Origin of the sequence: Okeania sp. SIO2F5 (genome assembly GCF_010692685.1) — a bacterium.
Lineage (GTDB): Bacteria > Cyanobacteriota > Cyanobacteriia > Cyanobacteriales > Microcoleaceae > Okeania > Okeania hirsuta.
In genome coordinates, this window is the sequence record NZ_JAAHGU010000144.1 from 1 (window position 1) to 17,763 (window position 17,763).

The window sequence follows — 17,763 nt, forward strand, 5'->3', positions numbered from 1 at the left end:
CTTGAATCTCACCCATAGGACATGACACTATCGAACAACGGTTATTTGACACCTGGTTTGGTTCAACCAGTCCAAGGGTTGACCAAGAGCATAATTCCAATGCCTTTGTAATAGTTATAGCCAATAACCAATGTTGACTGACTGTTCACAAGTGGGCTTAATTTTGTAGCAATGAGTAATTATTATAATTTTATATTCAACTTATTGCTATATTGTGTTAACCACTTATCACAAAGGTTTTAGGTCTGTTTACTCTCTTAACTGTTCAGATCCTATTTGTCACTAAATACCGAAAAAAAGTGATTAACTCTGAAATACTCCAGTAGTTAAACAAAATATTCGACGAAACGTGCCAAAAGTAGGAATGTAAATTAGCAGAATTTAATGGTGAAGTTGACCTTGTACATCTGTTAATCGACTTTTTTCTACCTTATTTCCCCTATTTCTAACAATCAAAGTTTTGTAATATTGCTCAGTCTAATAATTGGTATAAAACTACTTAAATTATTATCATAATATTTTTAATTTAATTTCATAAATGTTGCTTATCAAACAGGTTATCGTTTCAGTTATGTTAGTATTAAGTATTGTTGAGCAAGCTGGACATTTAGATAGTTTGAAAGATTGATTCTTTGGTCAATGAATCTTAAAATATCAAGATCATTTGGTTGGGAATCTCTCGTAGCATATATAAATGATAAAGAGGTAAAATTTTAATTTGTCTCTTTACCTGACCTGTTTTTCAATTTCTAACCCTTGATTTTATATTTAGGAATTGTGTCCCAAAAATCGTAGGTAGTAAGTTAAGTTAAGAATAAAAAAACTATGACTAATAACAACATTGAGGAAAAAATTGAGCAAGAGCGCGAAGAAGCTCGTGCTATTTGTGATGCTTCTGGTGCTAATTCCAAGGAATGTGCAGTAGCTTGGGATTCGGTAGAAGAGCTTCAAGCTGAGTCTGCTCATCAAAAGGAAAAGAAGTCTCCAAGTTCCTTGGAAAATTATTGCGATGATAATCCTGAGGCTGTTGAGTGTCGAGTATACGACAACTAGGGCCAATTTATTGATTTAATAAGCTATTCGACCGTAGTTTATTAAATTAAATATATTAATGCTTGGCTGGTAAGCAACTGAAATGTTTAACTTATTAGTTCAGTTGCTTATCAAAAAAATATACCATAAATAACTTTTTAAAGTTAATTACGATTATAGTTAAATTTTTATAATTTACTAATTATGTTAAACTTTTTACCCATAGCCATCACATCTGGATTAGAGATTTGGGTCTGGATGGACTATAGGCTAGCGGTATTATTTACTGTGGTACTACCCCTACTTATTTTGATTTGGGCTTTTGTCAAAAAGTCTGAAGCTATTCAACGTTTGTTGATTACTTATTGGCGAGTTTCTAGTTTATTGGCAATCACTGTTTACTTAATGATTGCAGCAGTACCTATAAGTTTTTTAACATCATTAATAGCTCGAATTTTAATTCCGGTAGCTTTGTGGTTTTGGGTAGATTTGAATGAGGAAATTCGAGAATTACGAAATTCTCCTCTGAAGGCTAGTTTGACTTCTTGGCGTTGGGCTGCTACATTTTATAATTTAATCGGAGCATTATTTGAAATTCCTTTTTTGGCCTGTGCTTTTAAATCCCGCAATGATTTACTTGAAGATCCATTTTGTAATGTTTGGCTAGACCCTCCATGGTTATTTAAACAAATTTTTCATGCAGATTGGCCTCAAGAATTTATCGGCTTCTTGGGGTTTACTGGATTAATCATCTATACAATTTTTCTCTGTTATTTTGTTTTGGTTAAGTTACAGAAGCAAGGGCGATCGGCAACAGGAAATTAGAAGGAAGAAGGAAAAAGAAGACTGCGTTGTTTGCATTTTAGGCTTTTGAGATGTCCTAGTCTTTCTTTTTAGTGCTATATTATTAAATCTCAGTCTAGTTTTATTGCCTAAACACCAAGATTCTATTTAGGCGAAAACTGAGATTTTTTTTGAAAATTATTTTAGTCAAAGTGAATTTGCTATGAGAATATAGAATCAAGCAAATTTTACCGAATAATTAAGGTTTAAAGGCTCTTATTTAAAGAACAAACAAAGAAAAAAATACTAACCAATATTATCCTTTTTAAGGAGAGTGAATAATTAATAATTAATTGTTTAACTATCTACTGAAAGTTATTATGAATAGCATTTCTCATCGTTTGGAACAATACACAATTAAAAAACCTAATGAAGTATTAATAGTTAAGGTTGAAGTTGATGGAGAACTAGATGAAATAGCTATTTTTAAAGGTTTTTCTAGTTCCCTAATGAGACCTACAGCTTTCGACCCAGATATACCTGTATTACCTGAAACATCTAAAATTCTTAGTATCGATTTGGTTGCTAGTCCCTACAACCCAGAATCACCTACTTATATTAAACAGGGACTGACTAGAGAACAAATGCAGTCCCTGCTTGCAGAAATGGGAATTTAGTAGTTTAGTTAACTCCACCAGCAGCTTGCAGACGTGCTCTAGCTCGCTTCAAGGCTTTTTGGGCTTTGATTTTGGCTTGAAGGTCGCCGTTTTCAGCTTTTTCCAGACTAGATTCAGCCTCATTGTAAGCTATACGAGCTGCTTCTTTGTCAATAGTATCTCCTTTTTCAGCGCCATTAATGAGTATAGTTACTTCATTTGCTTCTACTTCAGCAAAACCACCCATCAGAGCGATCGCTACCCAATCTTTACTTTTTTCAGCACGAACTCGCATTACACCTATATCGAGAGCGGTCAGCATAGAAGCGTGTCCACTTAAAATTCCTAATTGACCTGTTGTACTAGGTATAATTACTTCTTCAGCTTCTGAGTCCCAAACTGTCTTGTCGGGAGATATTACACGCACAGTTAATGTCATTTGTCAATCATTTTTTGTTTATTTTTATTTGTGTTAGTTACTTAAGTTGTCAGTTGACTGTCGATCTCAGCATCGATAACCAACAAGCCAACTGTCAAGATTTTTTCGCTAACTAACGACCAACATAGCCAGTAAGACTATGCTTCTGCCTTCATTTTTTCAGCTTTGGCAATTACTTGGTCAATACCTCCCACCATGTAGAAAGCTTGTTCTGGTAACTCATCAAGTTCACCAGATAAAATCATTTTGAAGCCTTTCATGGTATCTTCGAGCTTCACATATTGACCAGGAGAACCTGTAAATACTTCAGCTACAAAGAAAGGTTGTGATAGGAAACGCTCTATCTTACGAGCGCGAGCTACTGTTAGACGGTCATCTTCAGATAATTCGTCCAAACCTAAGATAGCGATAATATCCTGAAGTTCTTTGTACCTTTGTAGGGTGGATTGTACTGAACGAGCTACAGCATAATGCTCGTCACCTACTACACTTGGTTGCAACATAGTAGATGTAGAGTTTAAGGGGTCAACTGCTGGGTAAATACCTTTAGAAGCAAGTCCCCTTGACAATACTGTAGTTGCGTCTAGGTGAGCGAAGGTAGTAGCAGGTGCAGGGTCTGTCAAGTCATCCGCAGGTACATATACTGCTTGAATAGAAGTAATAGAACCTTCTTTTGTGGATGTAATTCTTTCTTGCAATTCACCCATCTCTGTACCCAAGGTAGGTTGATATCCTACCGCAGATGGCATTCTTCCCAGAAGTGCAGATACTTCAGAACCTGCTTGTACAAACCGGAAGATATTGTCAATGAAAAGTAGTACATCTTGCTTACTAACATCCCGGAAATATTCCGCCATTGTTAGAGCAGATAGACCGACACGCATTCTTGCTCCTGGTGGTTCGTTCATCTGACCATAAACCAAGGCCACTTTAGAGTCAGGGAGGTTCTTTGGATTAATTACTCCGGACTCAATCATTTCATTGTAAAGGTCATTACCTTCACGAGTCCGCTCTCCCACACCACCAAAAACAGATACTCCACCGTGAGCTTTAGCGATGTTATTAATTAACTCCATGATGATAACGGTTTTACCTACACCCGCACCACCAAATAATCCAATTTTCCCACCACGACGATAGGGAGCTAGTAGGTCTACAACTTTAATACCTGTTTCAAAAACGGAAGGCTTAGTTTCTAGCTCTACAAATTTAGGAGATTCACGGTGAATTGCAGATTTCTCCTCAGTTCCCACTGGGCCAAGTTCGTCTACTGGTTCGCCGATCACGTTAAATATTCTACCTAGAGTAGCAGTGCCTACAGGTACACTAATTGCAGCCCCAGTGTCTACTACTTCCATACCACGTACAAGGCCATCTGTGCCACTCATCGCCACAGCTCTAACTTGGTTGTCGCCTAGAAGTTGTTGCACTTCACAGGTGACGGAAACATCTTGTCCAGCTTCGTTTTGAGCTGTAATTGTTAGGGCATTGTAGATTTCTGGAAGACTTCCACTAGGGAATTTAGCATCTACAACTGGACCGATAATTTGAGTGATTTGTCCTACGTTTGTTTTTTCTGCGGTGCTTACCATTCTATCTATTCTATATGCTTATTTAGCTATCCAAATTAATATACCCGACACTGACACTCCTATGGCATGAAAGCTTGCTGTTGCTTTTAGTGTGGGCTTTTTGTTCGATTAATCTTCCTCTATAATCTGCAATTTTCAGAATATAGGTCTGACCAAATATCTGAAGGTTTTGCTTAAGTGTGAAAAATAATATATCGCACTTACTTCCAGTAGTAGTCGCTGATTGACATACTCCACTCACTTCAGGAAGTGGATTTTCCCAGACTTACGCCAGTGGGATTACTGGTTCTTCCAGACTGCTTAACTAGCTACGCTCTGGCAATAGTTAGTCTTATGGGGGGCTGTCCCCAGTTGTTCAGGTAATTGGCCTTAGTTTTTGGATGCCCGACCATACTATCGATGGACTATTTATTTTTTAGTAACTGACCCTCTGCTACTCAGATATATATCTTCGATAAAAAGGATAATTCTGTTGTAGTTTCATGGGTAAGGTTTGAGAAGGGATTGGTGACCATTCTCCTGTGTTTCTCCATTTGTATCTAGGGAAGGCATTTTAGCCCACAGAGAGAGATTCTTGAATATATGAGGTTGGCCTCAACCCCATGCTCTACATCAATCATCCGGGCTTTTTACTTTGGCCTTTCTACTGAACAAATTCCACTGTCATTTTTTAGAGTATCACTGAAGGGTTCATCAAAGGAGATATTAATTATTTTGCTGAGGACTTTTTTGTATTATTACTATACATATCATTTTGTGTGATTATTGTCAAGTTTGAAAAACGAATGATATGTGTTTTGATCGGAAAATATTTGTCAAATTGATTTAAGAAATTAGCGATCGCTCGAAATTTTTGCCGAAAACCTTGGTCTAAAGCTTTCCCCTTCTAGGGCTCGATCTATAATATTTGGGTATCTAATAGTTTTATCTGCAAAAATATGTGATCAAATCATACTAGAGAAATCAAAGAAATAGTAATCTTAGTAACTAGACAGTGCGAAGTTCTTGGAATAACTATTAATAGCTAAGGCTTTCAGCGATCTAAAGGTTAAAAACTCTTTATTCACAGTTGTAGGTACTGTCTCAATCAAATAATTACCACAAAGCAATAATTAGACTAGAAAAATGTCATTTGAAGGTAAGTAGACAGCTTAAATACTCGGCTATTACAGCGGTTTTCATTTCGATATACCACAGTAGAGACGTTCCATGAAACTTCCCTACAGGGTGCGTGATTATGACGATGTGGTTCATCAATATGAAAAGTGCTGTAAACAAGCTCGGTGCGTAGTTCACTTGTTAGATATGATTGTCTATGTAGACAATGTGTTATATCATTTTGATAAATATTTGGTATAAATAGTTAAGTTATTGCTACTAGTTCAGAAAGTTTAATTTTTAGTCAAAAGTACATTATTTGTAAAGTCTAGAAATCACTCAAATTATGCGCAACATTATTTTTTCACCCAATGGTATTATATCCATGATTTTTCTATAAGTAGTTAGACAAAATTATTTGTATATTTACCGTAATGAGAAAACAATAAACCAGGTAATTAGTGATTTCATTGATTCACTAAAACTTAAGTCTCAAAAGTCAGTTGAAAAATCTGAAAATTAAGCTTAAGAGGAAAATAGTTGATCTGCTAGCTGTTTTCCTCTAACCGTTGATAACGGAAGTCCCCAACAGCTATTTTCAGATGAGGTCTATTTTATTCTGCCTGTTTCCTACTTCAAGCAAATATTGAATTAATTTTTTACAGATACTTAACTGAGATTATTTAACTATTGTGAATATCTGAGCTGGCTTTAATACGTCTAATAGGCAAATTTGCCACTAATGCTGTAGCTCTTTGATTATTTTCTAACAAAAATTCTGAATCGTTGTCATCTATTTCAACATAGCGAGATACTACTTCCATAATTTCTTTTCTCATAGCCTCTATTATTTCTGGATTGATATCGGCACGGTCATGAGCGATAACCAGCTTCAAACGACGCTTAACTTCATTACGACTACTAGGAGTATTTCTAGAAAAAAGTTTTTCTATAATTTCATTTAACATTAGCTTATTGTTAATTCAATAGTTGATTTATTCAGTAAATTGTAATTTTTTCCATATTAAACAATTTTAGATGATAATAATTTACGCAACCAAGTAAAGAAATTTTCTTGTGGGGGGTCTAGGTCAATAAAATCTACTTTTTCTCCATCTAAACGACGAGCAATATTAACAAATTCTGAGCCTGCGAGAGAAATATTTTCTGCTAAAACTAAAGGTTCGCCTCGGTTAGTAGATACAATTACTTTCTCATCATCTGGAATAATTCCCATCAGTGGGATAGCAAGAATTTCTTCTACGTCTTGTACTGACATCATTTCATCAGCTTGGACCATCTGAGGTCTAATCCGATTAACTATCAGATGGATATTCTTAACATTATTGGCTTCTAAAAGGCCAATTACTCTGTCCGCGTCACGGACGGCAGATATTTCTGGGGTTGTAACAATTATAGCTTCTTGGGCCGGGGCGATCGCGTTCTGGAAACCTTGTTCAATTCCAGCAGGAGAGTCAATCAGAATATAGTCATATTTTGGTATTAACATATTGACTAACTCTTGCATTTGTTGGGGAGTAACTACTTCTTTCATTCGATTTTGAGCAGCAGGTAAAAGTGCCAACCGAGGTTGTCTTTTATCCCTAACTACTGCTTGTTCGAGGCGGCATTCTCCTGCTAAAACCTCTACTGCCGTATAAACAATTCTGTTTTCTAAACCTAGTAGTAAGTCCAAATTTCTTAATCCGAAATCTGCATCAACTACGGCTACTCGGCGACCCTTTTGAGCTAAAGCCATGCCCAAGTTTGCTGTGCAAGTAGTTTTTCCCACTCCACCTTTACCAGAAGTAATAACAATAATTTTGCTCATAAGCTATTAGAAATTAAGAAATAAAGAATTGTATATAGTCAAAACTTAGAGATTATTTTGGTATTTTAGATTAAGTTTAAAGTTTCTAACAGGATAATAATTATTTCATTACCCAATTTTTTAGATATGTAAACTGCAAAAAATCTGCTACTTCAAAGTTAACTTCAGAAATATCAGCTTATTCTTGTTACATTAAAACTGTGATTTTGTCAAGGAAGATTGATTTTGTAAAGACACTAGAGAATGAGGTTGGGGTGAAAAATTGTCGTTATGATTTGCTAGGTGCCAAAGGAGAATAAGTTTTTGAGTGAATTTACTTTTCGTTACATACTTATTTTGTTTGCGCCCTCTTAATATATTGCACGTTAATTTAAAGACATAGTGTTGTCTAGTTCCTAATTCCTAATTCCAATAAATTTTCTACAGGAGCATTTTCTCGGTTCTACCAACTACCAACTACTGACTACTGACTACTTCTTCAACGCCGTATCTTAACAAAGTCTACCATCCTACTAATACGAATCCCTTGATCTGTCACATAAGCAACTTCAGGATAAAATTGATTTGGTAGTTTTTCTGGCCCTCTAGCTACTTGCCCTGCAATTCTGATAATAGTTGGTTCCATCTGTAAAGTCATAATTACACTTTGAGAATTTCCTTTAGCGCCAGCATGGACTATTCCTCGTAAACGACCCCACACTAGAATATCTCCATCAGCAATGACAGAACCACCAGGATTAACATCTCCTACAATTACTACTGTACCGGGGTGCCGAATTTCTACTCCGGAACGAATGGTCATCTGTAAATATAAAGGTTCAAACATAGGTTGAACTTTTTCTGTAGGAGCTTGGTTGAGAGTAATAATGTCAAATTTTTGTTCTACAGAATAGCCAACTGTGACTGCTGCTACAGCAGTTTGGCGACGTGAAGTTTGAACTGTTGTTAATTCTAGTTCTACTTCTAAAAGAGCTTCAGCTATTTCTTGCAGTTGACGAGTATCTAATAACCGGTCAAAAGCAATGAGCTGTACCTCTGTTTTTGGCTGCCAAAATCTTTCTCCTGCTTTGAGGCGTTGCTTAAATTGTTGCCAAATTTCTGTCCAGGTCATAGCAGTTGGACTTTCTATCTCACCATTATTAAATTCTGGTGGCAAGAGTAATAACAGTTTTCCTTCCTCTGTTTTGAATCTGACTTGTAAGTTGGTACTTACTTCTGGTGTAGAGGTGGAAGTAGTTGAGATAGAATCATCAGAAGACATAGAGTATGGAACTTTATTTTTAATTTTTTCTTTTGGCCAGACTATCTTATCATATCAGTTATTAATTAAGATTTGTGTGTTAGTACACCATTTATACGAGAAGGAAGAAGGAAAAAGGGCGATTAGTTTTTTAGGAGAGAAAGAAGGAGCGAAAAATCTGGTGTTGTCTGATGAGATGTCCGCACCCTTTCCCTCAAAATAAATAAGGGACAACAGAGAGATTTGCTTTTGAAGCGAGAAGATAGTTTTCTAATCTTGTCAATTTCCCTTTTATCCTATTGAAGAATGAATTGGTTAAAAAACTATAGTGCTATATAAATAAATGAGGTAATTATGAGCATCAAAACATTAACATCTCGCCCCTATAAAGGTGAGATAGATTTAGAGGCGATCGCTCAATTGCTAAATAGTAGTGAATTAGTTCATCAATTCCATGAATGGCCGTCTCCGGCAGAAATGCTCATGCAATTGGAAACTCCGTCTGTAGACAAGCAGCGCGATATTTGTTTATGGGAAGATAGCAACAGTCAAGTTATGGCTATTGCGGGATTGATAATTCCAGAAATAGGAGCAGATATTGCAGGTATTTTGTGGTTTCGAGTTGACCCCAATGCTCAAGGCAATAATTTAGAAGTTCAAATTCTGGAGTGGGGAGAGAAACGGATGCGGGAAGTGGGTAGGGAAAGGAATGTCAAGGTTAAAGTGCTGTCTGGAGGACATAGTGATAATGTTGAACGTATAGCTTTATTAGAAAGTTGTGGTTTTGCAATTGAGCGATATTTTCTGACAATGGAGCGATCGCTTACTGACCCTATTCCAGAAGCTGAGTTTCCAGAAGGTTTCACCCTAAAACATATAGAAAATGAAGCAGATGCAGCAGCTTGGACGAAAATGTTTAATCAAACTTTTATCGATCATTGGAATCATCAAGATATTACTGTTGAGTCTGTGAAGAATAAACTCAATGACCCTAAATATCGGTCAGAATTAAGTTTAGTTGCAGTTGCGCCTGATGGTATTTTTGCTGCTTTTTGTGATTGTCAGATTCACCCAGAAAATAATGAGTTGAATAAACGCAAAGATGGTTTAGTTAGTCTCCTTGGCACCCGAAGTGGTTTCAGGAAACGGGGGTTAGGGCGTGGTATTTTGTTGTCAGCACTGAAATTGTTGAAAACAGAGGGTATGGAAACAGCGATGTTGTATGTTGATGCAGATAATCTTTCAGGTGCTACGCGACTTTATGAGTCGGTGGGTTTCCAGAGGGTTAATACTCAAATAGCTTATATTAAGGAAGTTTAGGTGAAAGGCGGTCTCATTCACTTTCTTTAAAGGACTACCAAAAATTTTTCTCTACCTCCTTGACAATATTGTAATATGTTATGTAGTATTTATTTATGCCAGTTATGGGAATGCCTCTAAATCTGGAAAATCAAACCTTGTATTGTAATATAAGGTAGTGATGATTTTGGGAAGATTGGCGATCGCATAATCCCATATTACAAATTTTCCGTAGATAAAGGAAGAGTAAATGTTAGAGAAAAAGAGAAATTTAAGATATTAAAACACACCTCTATGCAATGCGAACTGTGTGAAAGGGAGATGGAAAAATTAACTGTCCATCACCTAATTCCCAAACAAAACACCAAACGCCAAAAAATTAACCCAGGTCCCACTATTAATATTTGTTCGGCCTGTCATCGGCAAATTCATGCCTTCTTTGATAACAAGCGTTTAGCAAAAGAGTTAAACACTGTTGAAAAACTGAAAAATGAACCACAAATGGAAAAATTTTTGTTGTGGGTAAGCAAGCAAAACTCAAGTAAAAGGATACAAGTACACCGCCAAAATTCAAGAATTTAGAATGCGCGAATTTAGAATTACCTCTCCTTGAAAGGAAGACTATTGAGCAAGAAAAAACTTAAATTGCCTGTGCATATTCACCCTTGGGTTCACACAAACGATAAAGTGCGGACATGATATCAGGAGTATTGGTGACACGCGGAGATGAAGCAAGAGTGGCTTATTAGGTTCATACCCTAAAAATCAGTGAGTGCAACTCTCACCTCCGCCACCAAATGCAGGTGTGATTTGACATCCTCTCCATAGCTCAATGGATAGAGCAACACTCTTCTAAAGGAAGGTTCCAGGTTCAAGTCCTGGTGGAGGCGTTGAACACATTAATGTTCAAAATGTACCACTAAAAAAGGAGGTTGTTTTCATTGACTTTATTTAAAACTAACCCATGCAATAGTTCCTAGCGTGACCCAACATTTAGAGCTTACATACTTAGTACGAGAGGAATAGTAACACTATTAAACACAGTGGGCGCGTGAGAACGGGGAGTGCGAAGAACCCGATAGGTTGGCTTCAAAGTAGCAATCCTTTAAAGAGTGTGTGGTAACTCATCGGCGGAGTTCCCCTAGTAACTGAGAAAGCGCATAAAACGCTCTCATAACTTGCACGCTGGGCAATTTGCAATTGGTCATCCCCCCCTACCCCCCTTTCAAAGGGGGGAGCCAGAAAGAAAAATTGCTGATTCAAACCCCAAATAATTAATTATGCCTATTTATTTTTACGGTGTTCGTACAAAAATTTATGGTTGCTTTTCTAATTTTTCCCGACATGGTTTTGAACTTGATGGGTTTTGGTGGCCGACGAATGAACATTATTTTCAAGCCCAGAAGTTTGCTACTACAGACGGTCTGTGGTTTGATAAGATTCGGGAAGTCAAAACCCCAAAAGAGGCAGCAAAAATGGGGCGCAGTAGAAAATACCCTCTACGACTAGATTGGGAAAAAGTCAAGGATGAAATTATGGAAGGGGGTGTATTAAAGAAATTTGAAACTCATGCTGATATTCGGGAAATTCTGATGTCTACAGGTGATGAGTTAATTGTGGAGAATTCACCTAGTGATTATTATTGGGGTTGTGGTAAAGATGGTACGGGCAAAAATAAGTTAGGACTGATTTTAATGGCAGTGCGGGAAAAATTACGCGATCGCAACTCAAATTAAAAAATTATCAACTTAATCAAAGGGGGACTTAGTGTAATGGGAGCATACGACTCTTGCACAGTCGTGGCAGGGGTTCAAATCCCCTAGTTTCCATTTGGTGTCTGAGGTTGAAGTGGTCGAAACGTCGGTTTGTGACACCGGAGAAAGCGGGTACTCTTCGAGAACGCTTCGCGAACGAGTCCCGTCAGACATCCTCTGGCAAGTAGTCCTCATACCCCAAACTAAGGCATTATTTTATTGCGTAATTCAAGGAAGCTTTTTTGTTTTGGAGCGATTTTTAGGGCGCGACCGCAATATTCTAATGCTTCCTCTCGTCTTCCTAACTTGCATAAAGCCTCGGTTAGGTTAGGGGTAACAGTTTTTAAACCTCCAATATTAGGTAAACTGCAATAAATCTCAAAGCTTTGAGATAATTCCTCAACAGCTTGCTCAAATTCTTTGTGAGCTAACAATACCTGCCCCCAGCATATATGAACTTTGGCAAGATGCCACGGATCGTTAAGTTCTTTTCCTAGTTCAATAGAGTTGTTAAAGTACCTTTTAGCATCCGTAAAACTTTTCTTTCCTCCTAGCTCACCTTTCGCTTTAATCAAGAAACAGGAGATGATAATTTGTCCTCGTTTGTCTTGATAGTTTTTAGCCAAAGTATAGCTTTTGAGCAGTTTTCTATTAATTTTATTGAAATTCTTCGCTCGCTGGCACAATTCACCTAAATAGTTCCACCAAATGTCAAGAGAATACTGGTCATTTATAGCTTGAGCATTTTCAATTTCTTGCTCGATAACTTGCCGCACTTCCTCCAGTTTGCCAACATTTCCCAGTCGATTAATTGCTTTTAGCTCGACAGACCATTCTTGAGCGCGTTTCTTGGCAACTAGAAAAACTAACCTATGCATGACATAGCGATTCTCTCCTTTTCCCGCACTATTCAAGAGGGACAAGTTATACAATTCATCTAAATCATCCTTAAGAGCATCTTCGTCCTTATAACCTGCAGTTGCCTTGGCTGTAAGTAATGCAAACCCATCCTCTGCACAAACGCTCAAACAGGCAAATAAATTTTTTAGTGGTTTATGTAAATTCTCTAAACTTAAATTGATAGAAGCCTCTACATTCAGTTCATCATTTTCCCGAACTTTGAGTCGCTTTAAAAGTTGTTGTTCATTTTTCAATGAATTGGCATAGTCAGCAATTGTTCGGGGAGTTGTTCGCAATGCTCTCCCCACAATTTTCAAGGCTAGAGGTAACCTGCCCACTAAAGTTATAATCTCACGAGCAGCAGCCAATTCTGTTTCTGGTTGAAACTTATTCTTATATCATATTCTCTAGAAATTGAAGGCATTCTTCTTCGGGCAGAGGAAAGAGTTCGATGGGTTGCTGTGAATGAAAGCAATTAGCAATATATCGATCGCGTGTCGTGATTATCGCTGCAAATTTATTATCGGTAGTAGGCAACAACTTTTCGATGCTATCCTTCATCGCATTGTCAAATATTAACAACACTTGGCGATCAGCAAACAAATCCCGCATTAGAGTGGCAGCATCTTGATCGTCTTCTAAGTCCTCGTTTAAGTCCATATTTTCCCCAAAACGCCTCGCAAATTCGCGAGCAATGGCAGTCAGGCTTTTATCACTACCTACTTCCACCGAAATCACCCCATCGGGAAACTCATTTTGATACTTTGTGGCAAAATAATATGCTAGGGTTGATTTACCAGTACCCGCTAACCCGTATATGGCTAAAATTCTGTACCGTTTCTCCCCTTGAGATGAGAGGAGAACGCTTTCTAGATATTCTAGATCGTCCTGATGTCCAGTGAATTCTGAAATATCTATATTCGGTATATTAAAAAGGTTGTTGGATGAGGAAATTTTATCTGGGGATTGATTCCGTATGCTACTTTCAAACTCATTAAAAACTTTAGGGTTTTTTTCTTTAATTTTCTCTAGTAAACAATTTACTTTTCTGTGTTTATAAGCATATTGAAGCAAAATTCGGATTTGTTGAGATGTTGTTTGTCCCTGAGTAAAATCTTCATAGACATCTTCAAAATAGTCAAAAACTAAGTCTTTAAGCCCATCTAAAGTTAGAGCTTCTGTAACTAATTTCCGAATAGCTTCACGATTATATTCCATTAAATAAGTAAAGAAAGAAAAAACCAATAAAAGAGGCTAACTTTTAACTGATAACTGAAATAGCTTACTTCCGTAACTTGTTAACCAACTTCTCCCAGGCAGACTTGATATTTGCTCCAGCCCCTAGTTCCAACTCTCCTTCATAATTAACCAGAAGAGGAACAAGCGGAAGCGTAACTTTCAGTTTGTGCCTTGCATCTAGCTCAGGATTTTTGAGGACTTCAATAGCAGTTGCTTGGCCAGGAGGGAGAGAAGGAATACGTTCTTCAATAGCCGCTAACATTTTTTCCATTTCTGGTTGAGAGACTTGATTAGCCTCTACTACTTCTAGTAACGTCTGAGTCAATACTAATTGTGTTTCATCTAGTTGTCCTGCAATAGTAGCAATTATGGCTTTCTCCCCAGCATCATAGCGTTCTAAAAGGGCCTGACGCATTTCATTAATATCTTGATAAATAGAAACCTGGCCACTTAGCAAAATATCCACCTTGTTCTCAATGACTTGTAATTGGCTTCCCTCAGTTTGCACCTGTCCAGAAGATTCATCAAAAACAACCGTTGGATTAATACTTTTAATACATTCAAGTAACTTGTCAATTTCTTTATGTCTCTGGGCATAATCAACTAAAATTCGGATTTGTTGAGATTTTGTTTGTCCATCTGTAAATTGTCTTTGGACATTAGGAAAATCATCAAAAACTAAGTCATTAAATTCTTGTAGAGTTAGACCTTGGTCAACTAATTCCCGAATAAATTTTAGATTGTATGACATACCCACTCAATTATTAATTTAATTTATATGTTTTGCTAAGTGTTTTAACTCTCAAGTAGAGTCAGATTTTTAATATAAATGATACCATTGTAGTGTTGAATTAATGCTACTGTCAACGTGAAGGCAATCAACTACCAAAATTAGAAGTACAGGGGACAAATTGGTAGTGCCTCAAGGTAGTGTAAGTTTAATAAGACGAGAATTGTCCCTAAATAGTTTCTATACTTATGGAATGTCTTCTTTGTGACTATCACTAAAGTTTACAACCATGAAAAAACTAGCAAAGATAGCCAAAAATACTACTGTCTATTTTGCCAAAAAACTTTTGATATTCTATGTATCAAAATGCTTTTTTTGAGGTAAAAAAGTTATTTATCTCAAACTATTTATCTTAACTTTTGAAGTTTGATTTTCGAGCTAATTTTATAGTATTTAAAAAGACTCTTTGAATGGTCTTAAGTCAAGTTCGTGAGTCCATGCACTTGAATGTTGTTGATGAATTGCCCAATACGTTTCCGCGATCGCTTCAAGTTGTAATAAACCCTCCTCACCTTTTTGAGAAACAAAATTTGGGAACTTCGTGCGAGACTTTTCCCCATCAATAACACCATCAATAATGACATGAGCAACATGAATACCTTCGGGACCAAATTCTCGCGCCATCCCTTGAGCTAAAGTTCTTAAACCTGCTTTTGCGACTCCGAATGCTGTAAAAGGTGGTTTTCCTCTTAAGGATGCAGTCGCTCCTGTAAAAATAAGAGTACCTTGTTGTCGCTTTTTCATAGTAGCGATCGCTTGTTTTCCAAATAAAAATCCACCAAAACAATTTTGTTGCCAAAGGTTGATAAAGGTTTCGCTGTCTGTTTCTAATAAGGGTGCAGGAATATTGTTACCAGCATTGTAGACGGCAAGATCGAGAGGATAACCTGCTTTTTCCACAACTGCAAACAGTTGTTCGACGTCCTGTTCGACTGTCGCATCAGTAACAACAGCAGTTGCGGTACTCCCTTGTTGTGTGATTTTTTCCACAATTAACTGTAGTTTATCTCTGCTACGGCCAGCAACAAAAACGTGTAAACCTTTTTTAGCAAAATATTTAGCAAGTGTCGCACCTAAACCTGCTTCTGAACCAACACCTATGACAACTGCTGCAAATTTTTCGCTCATCTTGGTTCTTCCTAAAACTATTAGATATCTCCAATAAAATTATTATCCCACAGAAATCATCAATTCTTTTTCCTTGCTTCCTACTCCCTACTCCCTCTTTTCTGATAAATTTAGATTTTAGATTTTATGACAATTTTTTGGACGAATATCTCCATTTTACTAACTAAAATATGCCTGTATTTATTGATATAGCTAGCTTTACACATCCTGAAAAAAATTTTCTCCCACCCCCTTGACACTTCATGTATTATTTGTGTAGTATATAGATGTGGCAGTCAAAGGAGGAGCAAATAACCTCTAGATAAAAAAGCCATATCTGCACCTTGAAAACTAAATAATTAATCGGAATTTTCACTAATATCTATCAGGTATTACACGAAACCTGAATTGCATAAGCTATTACTTTACACTAATGGAATTTTAGGTTGGTTTAAATCTGATAAATTTCAATATTATCGGTATTTTATCAACCCAAAAAAAGCAGAAAATAAACAAAAAAAATATTCTGCTTCCTCAAATAAAATAACAAAAAAAATCAATAACATTCAACAAAAATATTATCTAGAAATACGATTCATATTGTAACAGATAATATCAAAAAAATTAGGAGGTGGTGATATGGTTCATATTAGATTTGAAGGACGTTCTTATGATGTTACAGAAAATCAATTAGGCATCAGAGAAAATATGACTGAAAATACTATTAAAGAACGCCTTGCTCAATATTTTGATGTGGGTAAAGAACGCTTTAATTCCTATGTTTTAGACCATCGTCCCAGTGGAGATTTAATTGTTCGTCCCGAAGCAGTTTACGGTTAAATAAAACCTCCTTATTAATAGGAATATCTTATTATCAAAATAATTGGGTCTAAAACCCCGCCTTGATCGGCGAAACGTTTTTGGAGCGTTGCTCTAATCCCCGTTACAAAAACAAATTCTGACTTCGTTATGTTCCGCACCCTAACTGGTAAAGCGTACATACATTTTGGTCTACTAAACCAAAGGTTATAGGTTCGACTCCTATCATTCCCACTATTTTTAGGGAATGTAGCTCAATGGATAGAGCATTAGTGTCAAACGCTTTATTGACTTGTGCGGAACATATTAATAGTAGTTAAAATTTCACTTCGTGCCCTAACTGAGAAAGCTTACATACTAGCTCATTGGTAGAGCATTTGTCTCAAGAACAAAGTGTAGCAGGTTCAATTCCTGTGTATGAACAAACAGCTTTTTTGACTTGCACGAGGTGATTTTTAACTATTTTAATAAAAATAAAAAATACAAAATTAAACTTTTACTGATAACTGATAACTGAAATAACTTCGCACCCCAACCTATCAAGTATACATACTTTATCTAACGGTCCTAAGGTAGCGATGTTCGGGCGACCGAAATAGCGAAGCTTTTTAAGTCTCTCTGAGATAAAATTAGCGAGTTCACTGTCATGTGAAAAAACTGATAAGAACGGCCGTAACCGTATTCATTACTTTTTCGACTTGTGCGAAGTAATTTTTAACTATTTGATTTAACTATTTGAAAAAATAAATAAGTAAAAAAATTTGAATTTTCACCATTATAAATTTTTATGAAAACGTTAGTAACTCGCTCCTATCAAGGTGAAACGGATCTAGAAGCGATCGCTGAATTTTTCCAAATTTGTGAAACAGTCGATCGCTTAGATGAATGGGTATCTGTTTCGGATCTGCGACAAGAATTTAACGATCCAGATGTAGATAAAGATCGTGACATTCGTCTTTGGGAAGATGGAAAAGGTAAACTCATTGGTTTTGGGAAGCTATTAATACAAGAGTCAATTGATGCTTTTCTCTTTTTTAGAGTCCATCCCACTGTTAGAGGTGAAGGTATAGAACAAGAAATCATTAGGTGGGGTGAAGCACGAATAAAAGAAGTCACTAGAGATAAGAGTGTATATGCCAAGTTTCGATCGCCTGTTCGCGATACTCAAACCGAACGCATTGCAT

General features: G+C 36.7%; 18 protein-coding genes, 4 tRNA genes and 1 pseudogene. 14 read left to right on the forward strand and 9 right to left on the reverse strand.

All coding sequences use genetic code 11. The features are described 5' to 3' along the window. The first annotated feature begins 825 nt into the window (after positions 1-825). The 3 genes from F6K27_RS27640 to F6K27_RS27650 all read left to right on the forward strand — a co-directional run bounded on the left by F6K27_RS27640 (position 826) and on the right by F6K27_RS27650 (position 2,492). On the forward strand, positions 826-1,053 hold the full coding sequence (locus F6K27_RS27640) for a Calvin cycle protein CP12 (protein WP_124147275.1): 228 nt from the start codon (positions 826-828) through the stop codon (positions 1,051-1,053). 183 nt (positions 1,054-1,236) lie between these two features. Further along, positions 1,237-1,857 (forward strand): DUF3177 family protein, encoded by a 621-nt coding sequence (locus F6K27_RS27645; protein ID WP_192901212.1) that lies wholly within the window; start codon positions 1,237-1,239, stop codon positions 1,855-1,857. Between the two features lie 338 nt (positions 1,858-2,195). Beyond that, on the forward strand, positions 2,196-2,492 hold the full coding sequence (locus F6K27_RS27650; protein WP_287278269.1) for a hypothetical protein: 297 nt from the start codon (positions 2,196-2,198) through the stop codon (positions 2,490-2,492). A gap of 4 nt (positions 2,493-2,496) precedes the next feature. Here F6K27_RS27650 and atpC read toward each other — a convergent pair whose 3' ends face one another. Together atpC and atpD are read right to left on the reverse strand one after the other, a co-directional pair. Further along, the gene (atpC, locus tag F6K27_RS27655) at positions 2,497-2,910 is read right to left on the reverse strand and encodes an ATP synthase F1 subunit epsilon (protein WP_124147276.1); all 414 of its coding nucleotides are present in this window, start codon (positions 2,908-2,910) and stop codon (positions 2,497-2,499) included. Between the two features lie 137 nt (positions 2,911-3,047). Next, positions 3,048-4,502, reverse strand: coding sequence for a F0F1 ATP synthase subunit beta (gene atpD, locus F6K27_RS27660; protein WP_124147277.1), 1,455 nt, complete (start codon positions 4,500-4,502; stop codon positions 3,048-3,050). 1,209 nt (positions 4,503-5,711) lie between these two features. Between atpD and F6K27_RS27665 the strand changes: the two genes are divergently transcribed. Beyond that, positions 5,712-5,861, forward strand: a complete 150-nt coding sequence (locus F6K27_RS27665) for a hypothetical protein (RefSeq protein ID WP_287278270.1) — start codon at positions 5,712-5,714, stop codon at positions 5,859-5,861. 422 nt (positions 5,862-6,283) lie between these two features. Here F6K27_RS27665 and minE read toward each other — a convergent pair whose 3' ends face one another. The 3 genes from minE to minC form a co-directional block, all read right to left on the reverse strand. Beyond that, complete coding sequence (gene minE / locus F6K27_RS27670; RefSeq protein ID WP_124147278.1) at positions 6,284-6,568, reverse strand: cell division topological specificity factor MinE; 285 nt, start codon at positions 6,566-6,568, stop codon at positions 6,284-6,286. Between the two features lie 56 nt (positions 6,569-6,624). Further along, positions 6,625-7,431: a septum site-determining protein MinD gene (gene minD, locus F6K27_RS27675; protein WP_124147279.1), complete on the reverse strand. Its 807-nt coding sequence runs from the start codon at positions 7,429-7,431 to the stop codon at positions 6,625-6,627. A 478-nt stretch (positions 7,432-7,909) separates the two neighbouring features. Continuing rightward, complete coding sequence (minC, locus tag F6K27_RS27680; protein WP_124147280.1) at positions 7,910-8,692, reverse strand: septum site-determining protein MinC; 783 nt, start codon at positions 8,690-8,692, stop codon at positions 7,910-7,912. Between minC and F6K27_RS27685 the strand changes: the two genes are divergently transcribed. The 7 genes from F6K27_RS27685 (at position 8,634) to F6K27_RS27715 (ending at position 11,899) form a co-directional block, all read left to right on the forward strand. Then, positions 8,634-8,894, forward strand: a complete 261-nt coding sequence (locus F6K27_RS27685; protein ID WP_287278296.1) for a hypothetical protein — start codon at positions 8,634-8,636, stop codon at positions 8,892-8,894. The two genes, minC and F6K27_RS27685, sit on opposite strands and share 59 nt — an antisense overlap. A gap of 131 nt (positions 8,895-9,025) precedes the next feature. After that, positions 9,026-9,991, forward strand: a complete 966-nt coding sequence (locus F6K27_RS27690; RefSeq protein WP_287278271.1) for a GNAT family N-acetyltransferase — start codon at positions 9,026-9,028, stop codon at positions 9,989-9,991. A 273-nt stretch (positions 9,992-10,264) separates the two neighbouring features. Then, positions 10,265-10,552, forward strand: coding sequence for an HNH endonuclease (locus F6K27_RS27695; protein ID WP_124147281.1), 288 nt, complete (start codon positions 10,265-10,267; stop codon positions 10,550-10,552). 138 nt (positions 10,553-10,690) lie between these two features. Then, a tRNA-Met gene (locus F6K27_RS27700) sits at positions 10,691-10,766 on the forward strand. Positions 10,767-11,250: 484 nt separating this feature from the next. Further along, positions 11,251-11,706, forward strand: a complete 456-nt coding sequence (locus F6K27_RS27705) for an NADAR family protein (RefSeq protein WP_287278272.1) — start codon at positions 11,251-11,253, stop codon at positions 11,704-11,706. 22 nt (positions 11,707-11,728) lie between these two features. After that, positions 11,729-11,799: transfer RNA gene (locus F6K27_RS27710), tRNA-Ala, on the forward strand. 4 nt (positions 11,800-11,803) lie between these two features. Continuing rightward, a tRNA-His gene (locus tag F6K27_RS27715) sits at positions 11,804-11,899 on the forward strand. 28 nt (positions 11,900-11,927) lie between these two features. Here the strand turns inward: F6K27_RS27715 and F6K27_RS27720 are convergent. The 4 genes from F6K27_RS27720 to F6K27_RS27735 all read right to left on the reverse strand — a co-directional run bounded on the left by F6K27_RS27720 (position 11,928) and on the right by F6K27_RS27735 (position 15,781). Beyond that, positions 11,928-12,992, reverse strand: a complete 1,065-nt coding sequence (locus F6K27_RS27720) for a hypothetical protein (RefSeq protein WP_287278273.1) — start codon at positions 12,990-12,992, stop codon at positions 11,928-11,930. Positions 12,993-13,017: 25 nt separating this feature from the next. Then, positions 13,018-13,842, reverse strand: a complete 825-nt coding sequence (locus tag F6K27_RS27725) for an NB-ARC domain-containing protein (RefSeq protein ID WP_287278275.1) — start codon at positions 13,840-13,842, stop codon at positions 13,018-13,020. A gap of 64 nt (positions 13,843-13,906) precedes the next feature. Further along, positions 13,907-14,614, reverse strand: coding sequence for a hypothetical protein (locus tag F6K27_RS27730; protein WP_287278276.1), 708 nt, complete (start codon positions 14,612-14,614; stop codon positions 13,907-13,909). Between the two features lie 432 nt (positions 14,615-15,046). After that, positions 15,047-15,781, reverse strand: a complete 735-nt coding sequence (locus tag F6K27_RS27735) for an SDR family NAD(P)-dependent oxidoreductase (RefSeq protein ID WP_287278278.1) — start codon at positions 15,779-15,781, stop codon at positions 15,047-15,049. Positions 15,782-16,399: 618 nt separating this feature from the next. Here F6K27_RS27735 and F6K27_RS27740 point away from each other — a divergent pair. The 3 genes and pseudogenes from F6K27_RS27740 to F6K27_RS27750 form a co-directional block, all read left to right on the forward strand. Next, positions 16,400-16,600 carry a hypothetical protein gene (locus F6K27_RS27740; RefSeq protein WP_124147285.1) on the forward strand — a complete coding sequence of 67 codons (201 nt, stop codon included), beginning with the start codon at positions 16,400-16,402 and terminating at the stop codon, positions 16,598-16,600. A gap of 330 nt (positions 16,601-16,930) precedes the next feature. After that, a tRNA-Leu gene (locus F6K27_RS27745) sits at positions 16,931-16,999 on the forward strand. A 367-nt stretch (positions 17,000-17,366) separates the two neighbouring features. Further along, a pseudogene (locus tag F6K27_RS27750) lies at positions 17,367-17,763 on the forward strand (GNAT family N-acetyltransferase); the annotation flags it as partial.